1 pseudogene is annotated in these 793 nt (G+C 43.4%); it reads left to right on the forward strand.

Annotated elements, in window-relative coordinates:
- Window positions 1–569 (forward strand): annotated as a pseudogene (locus AX677_RS05315) (ATP-binding cassette domain-containing protein); the annotation flags it as partial.
- Window positions 570–793 lie beyond the last annotated feature (224 nt).

A 793-nucleotide genomic window follows, 5' to 3' on the forward strand; every position in this document is an offset into this window, starting at 1 on the left:
GACTGATTGGCAAGAACGGGGCTGGCAAAACCACTCTTCTCAAGACCATTAGCCGGCTCATTCATGCCAACAGCGGAACCACTGCTCTCTTTGCCTCTGCTGACAATCAGAAGGAATGGAAGAAGGCGCTCAAGCAAAGCGGAGCTATCATCGAAACACCGATTGCCCACGAGCATCTGACGGCCTTTGATAATCTACTCTATTATTGCATTGATCGAAAGGTTGCCAATCCTGATAGGGTTATCCAAGAATGCCTAACTTACACCGGTCTGACCAAGACTGGCAAGAAAACATTCAGTGAATTTTCCCCAGGCATGAAGCAGCGGCTAGGCATCGCTATCGCCCTTATTGATAAGCCAGACCTGCTGATATTGGATGAGCCTTTTAATAATCTGGGACCTATTGATATCAAGGAATTCCACCTCATGGTCCAGCGAATCAGACAAGAACTAGGAACGCCCCTTATCATTTCCAGTCACATCCTATCTGAACTTTCTTTGGTTGCCACCAAATTTGGCATTCTGGAACAAGGCAAGCTTGTCACAGAATTTACCAAAGAAGAATTCGACCCTCAACTTATACCAGAACAGCTTAACTAGCTACAGGTCTAGCAATGACTATTCTTCTTCGCAAAGCATTGCTGAAACCTTTGTTGCTTTTGAGAACTTGACATCTTTTAACATAAAAAATGAACACCCCAAGCAGCCAGTCAGCCGATTGGTTGTTCTGCATTTCTTGAGAAATATTTTAGAATTTCTTGAGAAATATTTGAAGTCTAGCTTGTATACTAAAA

Origin of the sequence: Streptococcus sp. CCH8-C6 (genome assembly GCF_001557225.1) — a bacterium.
Lineage (GTDB): Bacteria > Bacillota > Bacilli > Lactobacillales > Streptococcaceae > Streptococcus > Streptococcus sanguinis_C.